Annotated in this window: 8 protein-coding genes; 6 read left to right on the top strand and 2 right to left on the bottom strand. The window is 45.1% G+C overall.

The genetic code is table 11. The features are described 5' to 3' along the window. Nucleotides 1–84 precede the first annotated feature (84 nt). From PHP87_RS05870 to PHP87_RS05895, 6 genes are all read left to right on the top strand, one after another. Complete coding sequence (locus tag PHP87_RS05870; RefSeq protein WP_061213513.1) at nt 85–1,443, top strand: TIGR03111 family XrtG-associated glycosyltransferase; 1,359 nt, start codon at nt 85–87, stop codon at nt 1,441–1,443. Continuing rightward, nucleotides 1,440–1,805, top strand: coding sequence for an EamA family transporter (locus PHP87_RS05875; protein WP_061213514.1), 366 nt, complete (start codon nt 1,440–1,442; stop codon nt 1,803–1,805). Before PHP87_RS05870 ends, PHP87_RS05875 begins: the two co-directional genes overlap by 4 nt. Before the next feature lie 18 nt (nt 1,806–1,823). Further along, nucleotides 1,824–2,597: a glycosyltransferase family 2 protein gene (locus tag PHP87_RS05880; RefSeq protein WP_299919514.1), complete on the top strand. Its 774-nt coding sequence runs from the start codon at nt 1,824–1,826 to the stop codon at nt 2,595–2,597. Between the two features lie 46 nt (nt 2,598–2,643). After that, nucleotides 2,644–3,597: a glycosyltransferase family 2 protein gene (locus PHP87_RS05885; RefSeq protein ID WP_061213516.1), complete on the top strand. Its 954-nt coding sequence runs from the start codon at nt 2,644–2,646 to the stop codon at nt 3,595–3,597. Between the two features lie 123 nt (nt 3,598–3,720). Continuing rightward, nucleotides 3,721–4,335: a class I SAM-dependent methyltransferase gene (locus PHP87_RS05890; protein ID WP_061213517.1), complete on the top strand. Its 615-nt coding sequence runs from the start codon at nt 3,721–3,723 to the stop codon at nt 4,333–4,335. 49 nt (nt 4,336–4,384) lie between these two features. Then, entirely contained in the window at nt 4,385–6,967 is a 2,583-nt protein-coding gene (locus tag PHP87_RS05895; RefSeq protein ID WP_299919518.1) for a 6-pyruvoyl-tetrahydropterin synthase-related protein, read from the top strand. Between the two features lie 80 nt (nt 6,968–7,047). On the opposite strand, the gene PHP87_RS05900 is transcribed toward PHP87_RS05895, so the two are convergent. Together PHP87_RS05900 and PHP87_RS05905 are read right to left on the bottom strand one after the other, a co-directional pair. Then, nucleotides 7,048–9,222: a family 2 glycosyl transferase gene (locus tag PHP87_RS05900; RefSeq protein ID WP_276621221.1), complete on the bottom strand. Its 2,175-nt coding sequence runs from the start codon at nt 9,220–9,222 to the stop codon at nt 7,048–7,050. Nucleotides 9,223–9,424: 202 nt separating this feature from the next. Further along, on the bottom strand, nt 9,425–10,339 hold a 915-nt coding region (locus PHP87_RS05905), incomplete at its 5' end, for a phosphomannomutase/phosphoglucomutase (protein WP_299919523.1).

Raw genomic sequence — 10,339 nt, forward strand, 5'->3', positions numbered from 1 at the left:
TGTTTTTCTTCCTGCTGGCGGTGGCTCTTTACTGGCAATTGATTACCCGGCCGTCTTTGGAAAAGATACGGAGGAATATAAAAAATGATTGAAATATGGCTGGAGAGAATACTGGCATTTGGATTATTCTGGGGTATATGGTTGATGGTGCCCTTGCTGGTAGATGTATCTACGGCCATGGTCTATTTCATCAATTTTCTCGGCAACAGGAAGCAGAAAGTGGAGAAAAAGGAAGAACTCTTTTTCTTTCCTTATGTAACCGTGATAATTCCAGTCCATAATTCGGCAGATACCCTGGGCCATTGTTTGGACTCCATAGCCAGGCAAAGCTATCCCCGGGAATCCATCCAGGTCATCTGTGTGAATAACGGCAGTGAAGACGAGAGTTTTGATGTTTTCCAGCGCTTTCAATACCGGCATCCGGAGATGTCGGTCATGTGGAGTTCCCTGGAACGGGCGGGAAAATCCATTGCTCTCAACGCGGGTGTGTATTCCGGTCATGGCAGCTACATGATGAATGTGGATTCGGATACCTGGCTGGATCCTGATGCGATACTTAATGTGGTCAGGGTCTTTGAAAAGGATCCCAGCCTGGCGGCAGCTACCGGTTCAATCCGGGTGGATAAAAAGCTGGGTGAGGGCAGCAGCTTTATAGACATGATAAACTACTGTGAAGTTATTGAGTATATCGTAGCCTTTGACATTGGCCGCCGTTACCAGGATATGAAGAATTCTATTTTTACTCTTTCCGGCGCTTTTTCCGTATTCCGGCGGGACATAATTCTCCAGACTTTTCTATACCAGACCCGCACGGTTTCCGAAGATACCGACCTTACCTTCAATATACGCCAGGCTATTGAGGCCAGCCAGGGGCGGATTGGATTTATTTCTGATGCCATAGCCTATGTGGAACCGATTGAAAATTTGAGCCGCCTCTATTCCCAGCGTCTACGCTGGCAACGAGGGGAGATGGAAGTTACCGGGGTATATTATGAGCGAATTCCCGGCATCTTTGGGGCCTTGTTCGATTTTGTGGGTAGGATACTGATTTCGGATCATACCCTGACCTTTTCGCGCCTGGCCTGGACTTTTTTGCTCCCCTTCTTGTTCTTTTTGGGCTACCCCCTGCCTACAATTGTGGTGGCGATGATAGGGATGTATATCTGCTACATTGTCCTGGAGAGTTGTACTTTCTATATTGCTTATAAGGGTTCGGCCCCGGAACTCCGGAAGGAATTGCAGAAAATATGGTGGATTATTCTATTTATGCCTTTATATCGTTACCTGGTTTACTGGTTTCGCCTGGCCGGGATCATTGCTGCTTTGACCGAAGAAAAGAGCTGGAAAACCCAGAACCCGGTACTGCAGCTGCAGTCAATACTCCAGGCCTATGCCGAAGAATTAAAAGAAGAAATTAGCAAGAGAAGGCAGGTGAATTCGTGAATAGCAACCTTCTATATTTATTTGTATCGATTGTGCTGGGAGCCAGCGGGCAGGTTTTATTGAAATTTGCGGTAAATCGTATGGGGCAGGTTAATTTGGCCTGGCCGCATACCATAAACACCGTCATCCATATTTTTACCAATCCATGGATAATGACCGGTATATTATGTTTTGTAAGTAGTATGATTTTGTGGATCAAGGTTATTTCCAGTATGGAACTGAGCAAGGCTTATCCCAGTGTAAGCCTGTCCTATATAATTGTCTTTTTATTTTCTATTTTTTTATTTAATGAGACGGTTAGCTCGGGGAAGATTGTGGGCTTGCTTCTGGTATCGCTGGGGGTTTATTTCCTGCATATATGATTTAGGGAGGGGCGGGTTATGCTTGAAAAGTTGGTGGTTATTGTTTTGCCCATGTATAACGAGGAACTGTCAATTCCCCTGTTACGCAAGATGTTCGATGGAGATTTTCCTCTGCCGCCGTCCTATGATTACCGTATCGTAGCGGTTAATGATGGCAGCCAGGATGATACCTTGCAGCTGGCAAACAATTGGGCCCGGGAGAATCCGCGCCTGGTGGTTTTGTCGCACACGCAAAACATGGGGGTGGGTCAGGCCATTTTGACCGGATTCTGTGAGGCTATAAGGATGGGTTCACACTGTGTGGCTACCCTGGATGCCGATGCTTCACATCCGGGAAATATTATCCGCCAGATGGTAGAGAAAAGCGATTTGGGGGCAGATATCGTAATAGCTTCGCGTTTTACCGCCGGAGGCAAACAGGTGGGAGTTCCCCCATTACGACAGCTTTATAGCCTGGGAGCCAGGATTTTGCTTTCCCTCTTCTTCCCGCTTAAAGGAGTAAAGGACTATACGGTTGGTTTCCGGGCCTATAAAACCTCCGTACTCTACCAGGCTTTATCGCAAAGCGAGGAATCATTTTTAAAATTCCGCAGCTTCGCCAGCAGTGTGGAAATATTGCTCAAAGTAGCGACAGTGGCGAACAAAATCGAGGAAGTACCTCTGGTCTTGCGTTATGATCATAAAGTAAGCCCTAGCAAACTCAAGTTATGGCTGACCATAAGGGATTATTTAAAGCTTTTTTTGCTTCCCCAAAAATCCTGTCCCCTGGGTCGGGGATTGGTTATTTCCTAAAATTGCAGGTTGTCTGCAACGTTTAATATAAGGTGGTGATTAGGCGGTGAAAAGTAATGAGGATATATTTATAAGCATAGTGGTGCCTATGTTTAATGAGTCAGAAAACATAGGAATACTTTATGAACGACTTACTATGGTACTTGCAAATCTTAACCGGACTTATGAAGTTATTTGTGTAAATGATGGCAGCAGAGATGATACTTTACAAAAGATGATTAAAATAAATCAGATGAACCCTCGCTTTAAAATTATTGATTTATCGAGAAATTTTGGTAAGGAAATAGCACTGTCGGCAGGATTGGACTATGCGAGCGGTGAAGTAGTTGTACCTATCGATGCGGATTTACAAGATCCTCCCGAACTAATATATGAAATGATAGAGAAGTGGAATGAAGGCTATGATGTGGTTTATGCAGTTCGGACCCAGCGAGATGGGGAAAGCTGGTTTAAAAAATCGACTGCGGCGCTTTTTTATAAAATTATAGGCAAGATAAGCCCCATTGATATACCTGGCAACACAGGAGATTTTCGCCTCATGTCCCGGCAGGCGGTAGATGCAATAAAGGAACTGCGGGAAACCCACCGCTTTATGAAGGGGCTTTTTGGCTGGATAGGTTTTCGCCAGGCAGCAATCATGTACAATCGGGATGCCCGTTATGCGGGCAAGACCAAATGGAACTATGGGAAACTATGGAATTTAGCGCTTGAAGGAATTACCTCTTTTAGCTATATGCCTTTACAGTGGTCTATGTATTTTGGCTTTTTTGTGGCCTTCAATGCTTTTCTATATGGTATTTACATGACAATTCGAACCCTTTTATACGGCAATCCGGTTCCCGGTTATCCCTCTCTTATGGTTATGGTGTTATTTCTGGGGGGAGTGCAGTTATTTACGATAGGGATTATCGGAGAATATATAGGCCGGATTTATACTGAATCCAAGCATCGTCCCCTGTATTTCGTCCGTGAAAGCAGGGGATTTAATGAGGAAAAGTGAGCGCAGCTGTTGCTCATGCGTATACTGCGAGCGGCATATTTATGCAAGCTAATGCATATTATATAACTTTTTGCAGTAGAACCAAGGATTAATATTGGGGTGGGGGAGGAGGTTCCTTTTTCAATGAGTTGGGGCGATATACGTTTTATCCTGGCCAATCCTTTTGTATACCGTTTGTTTTCTACTATAGTCGGACAGGGTTCCGCTCGACAAGTTTATGTAAATGAATATATCAAACCTGAAGCCGGAAACAGGATTCTGGATATTGGCTGCGGCCCTGCCGATATTCTGGAGTATCTGCCGGAGTATATTGAATATATAGGTTTTGACATGAGCGCAGAATATATCGAGGCGGCAAGGAAACGATTTGGCCATCGCGGCCGGTTTATATGTCAGTTATTGAGTCTTAAAATAATTGAGCAAATGGAACTTTTTGATTTGGTTATAGCCATTGGGGTATTACATCACCTGGATAATACTCATGCTGAAAATCTCTTCACTCTTGCCCAAAAAGCCTTAAAACCGGGAGGGCGTCTGATTACTATTGATCCCGTTTTTTATTCCGGGCAGTCCCGCTGGGAGCGTTATCTAATATCCAAAGACCGGGGGGAATTTGTACGCAGTGAGCAGGAGTACCGGAGTCTGATTCCCCAGGGTTTTAGTGCTAATAAAACCGTCATTCGCCGAGGATTGCTGCGTATGCCTTATTCCCTGATGTTTATGGAGTGTTGCAAATAATCCTGAAAGCTAATTCAAGCTTATATATCCATTAATGGGGGAGCTTTAATTGCATTTTGATTCGATCCTGGATAAGAACAGTGAAAAACAACAAAAACCCCAGAATGACCAGAAAACCGGAATTCCACGGTCGTTTAAATGGGAACTGGGGATAGCGGTGCTTCTTTTTGCTGCAGCTATTATATGGGGTATCTGGCCTCTACTTGGAGCAGCCAATAATACTTATCCATATACTACTGACGGACTGGGACACTTAACCAGAATTGTATACCTGGCAGACAACATAATGGAAGGAAAATGGGTCAGCTGGTTCCCGTTCTGGTATAACGGCAGCACGGTAACCCAGTATTATCCTCCATTATCATTTATCCTGTTTTCCCTGGTACAAGTGTTTACACATAATATTATGCTTACCTTTAAAATAATGATATTTTTGTCTCAATTAATTGGTGCGCTGGGGGTTTGGTATTTTTGTTACCGCTTTATTGGGCCAAGAATAGGAGTGTTCGGGGGGATTTTATATGCCGTACAACCGTTCTTGCTGAGATCGGGATTAAATGGGGGTGAAATTGCGCAAATCCCTATTTTTGCGCTTACGCCGTGGTTTTTGTATTTTACTTTCTTGTTATTCGAAGAAAAAACCCGGTTAAGATGGTTATTGGTCAGTATTTGTGGTGCCTTGCTTATTGTTTCCCAATCCATGCATGCTTTTCTTATCAGTATATTGATAGGAATTATTATGCTGGTGATGCTGCTTGAGCGGCATATTATCCTGCGTGAATGCATTTGCTGGATTTTGGCAGTAGGCCTGGGGGCTGGATTGTTATCGTTTTGGATTGTACCTGGTACTACTCATCTGGAAAATGCCAGCATACCTTATCTATTGCCGGAAGCGAGTTCAGTATTTGCTGCCATGACTTCGTTTTTTTCTGTAGCAGCAAGAAACGGAAGCGGGTTTTATATTGGCAGCAGCATGCTGTTATTGGCTTGCATTTCCCTAATATTTTGGAGAAAGAGCAAGCTGGTATTGCCTTTACTAATAGCCATGCTGCTGGGGATAAGCCTATCATTTGGTGAAGCATTTCCTCTATATAAATATATTCCCCTGCATCAGTCTTTTATCCCGCGCAGGTTTTTAAGTTTTTCTGTTTTGGCAGCAGCCATATTAGATGTTTATGTGTTGAACGAACTTCTATTAAGAGCCAGACCTGGTTATATCCGGGAAATAACATATATTATTTTAAGTGGGGCAATAATAGTACTTTTAGCTATTGATATCAACCCCAGAGCTATGGAGACTCATAGCGATCAATTTATAGAATATCGTCAGGAGTTGAAGCTACTATCGATTAGCAATAATGCTTTTGAACAGGGACGTTTTTCATGGCTATATTCAGATGCATCACATATTGCATATTTCCCAATGATTAAAGGGCTTAATATGACCGATGGTTGGAGTATTGAAGGTACTCCGCATAATCGAGCTCTCTGGCAGCATAATACTGCTATCGCTGCCAATTGTAATGATTATATTATCAGGAACCTGCTCTTTTGGAATACCCGTTCAGCTTTTATAGACAATCGCTGGAAAAAGCTAATCGAGGGTTTGCAGGATAAGGGCTTTCGCTTAATCAAAGAGGATGACAAGAAAAGTATCCTTTTCAATCCGACTCCTTCCTCCTATTTCCTGCGGCAGGAGCGGGATGCATTGGTAATCGGTCAAGCGGCTATAAATTTTGAAATGTATTTTCCCTGGATGCTCCGGGGTTATTCCAGTTGTCTGGAAGATTATCCACGGGAGTATCTATCCGGATTCAAGTTGATATATTTAATAGAACCAGAAGTAAAGGATTTTACCAGCTTTCAAAGGATGGTGGAAGAGCTGGCTGAAGCTGACAAGGTAGTTATTGTGTCTATGGGACGAGGGGAAACCTGGCCTTTGCTGGATGTAATCCCCTATTGGGAAACGATTGAAAGTGATTACAGGTTAAAAACATGTGAAAATGCCGGGATAACAGGAGAAGCCTGGTTGGAAGCAGATCCGACCGGACAGGTTCCAGCCTTGGGAAATTTGGATGAAACCTGGGCGGTAATGCAGGGTGAGGATAGAGAGGTGCCTGCCATAGGCTATAAGGAGGTCAATGGACACAGGGTGTATTTTGTGGGTCTGGCTCTTGGGCAGCAATTAAACTCGGCTGATGGGGAGCAAATCCGTATGATGCTGGAACAACTGATGGACCTGGCTCATCCCAACAAAAGTATTGTTCCCCATCCCTTCCCGGTGTTGGAGGATGAGTGGCGTCATGATGGTTTCAGTTTCAGCTATGATTCCAGGGAGCCTAGGCCAGTTCTGGTTTCAGTTACCTATACCCCGCGTTGGAAAGCCTGGCTGGATGGAAAAGCATTGCCGGTTCAAAACATGGATAATCTGATTTATATCCAACTGCCGGCGGGAAAGCACCAGGTATCCTTTCACTATGGAATGAGCTGGGTGGGGAAATTGGGAATTGTTTTATCCCTGTTATTCCTGTTGCTGGTGGCTTTATTCTATTATTACTTTGATTATTTCGATTTGTTTTTTAATCACCTGCAGAGAAAAGTCCGCCATTATATTTCGCTTATTGGGGAGTAATGGCACAATTGTCAGGATGAGGCCCCCAATATTAGGGTTGGGGTTTGCGGTTGTTGGGCATTGTAAGAGGGCTCCAATAGTTACTTGAAGCCGGCAATATAAGTCTTAAGGATATAAAAGCTCTCTTTATAGCGCTCATGAAAGCTGGGCATATCCCAGTCTTTCCAGTTGTAGAGCAGAACTTCGCTTTTGCTGACTATTTGCGAATTTTTCGGATTAATACTAAGCAGTTGAAGGTTTAGACCCGGCGAAGTTATACTGCTGAACTCTCCAAGATTTTGACGATGGGGATAAACCCATACCTGGTGGCTGCTGGGGTCAGTGAAGCCTAGCATCATCCAGGGAATGCGGAATTCAATCAGCTTTTCTCCGCAATAATAATCACTCAGGCTGTTATAATTAGGGGAAGCAGGATGGCTGTTCCCGTGAAACAGTTTAGCTATTTCGATTTCTTCAAACGGAATGGTTTTTTGAGATGTTGGTAAATACAGTTCGCGGCTCAAGCATAATTTCCAGGGCAAGAAAAGCCCGTTGTTTTCCTGGCTTAAGGATTGATCAAAGGGAATCATTTTAAGTACCCGTCCATAAAGATAACTATGCTGGTCATAGGCACTGGCCACCATTAGTTTAGCTTCATCCCGGTCTTTGACGGTAAGCAAGAATTCAGCTCCTTCATCGAAGTAAGCATTGGATTGAGACAGGAACTTATTGCCTCCGGGCTGGTTGTCAAAGGCGATTAGAAGTTCTTCTTCATTCCAGTTCCACCCGGTGGGATTTTCTATGGCCAAATATAAATAGGCTTCATCACTGCTTGCCATAAGTTGGAGTCTATCACCGCCGGTGGTTTTCTCGGCTGCATTGATGCGCTCCCAATCGTCAATTTTTCCATCCAGATAAATGCGGTTGCTCTTTCCTGGTTCAACCGCTACCAGGCCGAAGTTTTCTTCATTGGTTAAACGGTTAAGCCACATAGGGCGTCTTTCGGATGGTATTTCCAGGCTCATGGTATTCCAGGTATGTTTGAACCATTCATCCTGCCAGGAAAAAACTATGCCGCCAGCCAGGTTTATATTTTTCATGGCCTTAAACATGGAGACAATCATCTGTCCTTGTTCCTTCTCATTATGCATGCCCTGGTTGCGTTCCAGAGGTCCCCGGTGGGCCATCCCCCTGGAAGATGGTACGCCAAATTCCGCGACCAGGAGCGGTATACCGGAGTGTTTTTCTTTCAATTCCAAGAGGTAAGCTTCATAAGGGTCTTTTTGCCCGTCCTTATTTAAGTAATCCAGGTAATCCTTCTGATAACGGAGACTGTCAGGATAGTAGGGGTAAACATGATAGGCAGCAAAATAGCCAGCCTCCCACTCACTGCTGGGAGTAATGTGCCGGGGGTTTACACTGACCAGATCTTCTTTTTCAAAAGGCTCATCCGGGTGAGAAAGCGGGTCAGTGGTGACCCAGTTGACAAAAGAAAGCGGGTGTTGCCAACCCTGCCTCGTTTCAGCCTCGGCCAGAATATCCAGAGACTGGGCCAGCCAAGCTTCAAAAGGGCTTGCTTCAGCTGTAGTAGAAAAATACTGGCCTTTAAACTGTTTTTTGTCCGGATGGTTTTGGTTTGTTTTGTCCACCATAAGGGGATCCCACTCCGAACCCAACATCCAGGCCATAAGGTAGGGGGCTGCATTAGTGGTATATATGCCGCTGGCTTTTCCCGGTACTCTTGGAATCTCGCCCAGCCCATATACGGCCTTTACCGCCAGTGCAATTTCCCGGTGAAACTTGTCAGTAATCTCAGGCAAATAGGCGTCCTGCAAGCTGATTAGTTCTTCTTCCGGAGACCAGATGCCCTGTATAAGCCAGAGTTTATTCCTGGCATCCTTATTGTGGTCAGCCAGGGCCTTATAAAAATGCGGTGGCAGAATGGTATAAACCCTTAAGGAATGGATACCCAAATCGTCCATTCCGGCAAACCAGCGTCGGTAATCATCATAGCTGGGGCTTAATTCTCCAGGATGATGACCTGCTGTGGTGGCTCCCAGGTTCACGCCGAAACGAAAGCTCTTATCCCATTTCCCATCAATATATAAACAGATATCTTCACCTTCCACCCGGCTAAGCATTTTTACTTTATCATCATTCTCATAAACCGTTGCTTGCTTTAAGGGCGAGGAACAGGCTGATAGTGTTAAGATAGTTAAGATAGTTAAGATAATGAAACAGAAGAAAAATGCTAGAATTATACGAAACCTTTTCAAAATAACTAACCTCCGGTAAATTTCTTTAAGCATCGGAAGAAATCGCTTAAGCAGTTTCAACACACTGTTGCAACGAGGCGAGGGATTAGAACCCGCCGCCTGTTTTGTTAATAGGAAACCAAGCGCTTAAAGAAGCGCCATGCGGGCACCACTGATGTTCGCTTCGCTCACTATTAAGGATGCGGGGGTATATTTTGCCTCGTTATACTTTCAGGAAGGTAAACAACTCGGTTTTAATCCGCTCCAGCTCTTCCGGGGTCCCGGCTTCGCAGCGTACTATTAGCTCCGGCCCGGTATTGGAGGCCCGAACCAGACCCCAGCCCCCGGGGAAGAGGATTCTGGCTCCATCTATGTCTATGACCTCATGGTGATTTCGGTAATGTGAGAGTACCCGCTCAACCACCGCGAACTTCTCGCTATCGCTGCTTTTAACCCGGAGTTCGGGAGTGGCATGGTAGCGGGGAACATCAGCCAGGAGCTCACTCAAGCTTTGCTCACTGTGGGACAAGATACGCAAGAGCCGGGCGGCAGCATAGAGAGCGTCATCATAGCCATAGTATTCATCCGCAAAAAACATATGACCGGACATCTCTCCGGTAAATACCGCTCCTATTTCTTTCATCTTGGCCTTAATAAGGGAATGACCGGTTTTATAAATAACAGGCTTGCCCCCCAGACGTTCTATCTCATCTATCAGGGACTGGGAGCATTTAACCTCTACTATGCAGTCCGTTCCTGGGTAGCTGGGCAGTATTTCCCGCCAGAAAAGGATCATCAACATATCTCCCCAGATAATATTACCCTCAGTATCCACCACCCCCAGGCGATCTCCGTCTCCGTCAAAACCTATGCCCAGGTCGGCCTCTTCCGCCTTGACCACCCGGATTAAATCCTGGCAGTTCTCAACCTTGACCGGATCCGGATGGTGATTAGGAAAGCTCGGGTCCGAGTCACAGTAGAGCTCGATTACTTCACAGCCCAGTTCCCTTAACAGGCGGGGAGCAATAAAACCGGCGGTGCCGTTGCCGCAGTCCACCACCACTTTAAGCTGCCGTTCTCCCAGCTTTATCCTTTCCATAATATCCTGCCGGTAAGCCGGGCTGATATCATAGAAACT

This window comes from Syntrophomonas sp., from assembly GCF_028707975.1.
GTDB lineage: Bacteria > Bacillota > Syntrophomonadia > Syntrophomonadales > Syntrophomonadaceae > Syntrophomonas.

Excerpts from the sequence above, each read along its gene's own strand:
- PHP87_RS05870 (WP_061213513.1), top strand. The coding sequence starts at position 85 with ATGATTGAAATATGGCTGGAGAGAATACTGGCATTTGGATTATTCTGG.
- PHP87_RS05880 (WP_299919514.1), top strand. The coding sequence starts at position 1,824 with ATGCTTGAAAAGTTGGTGGTTATTGTTTTGCCCATGTATAACGAGGAA.
- PHP87_RS05890 (WP_061213517.1), top strand. The coding sequence starts at position 3,721 with ATGAGTTGGGGCGATATACGTTTTATCCTGGCCAATCCTTTTGTATAC.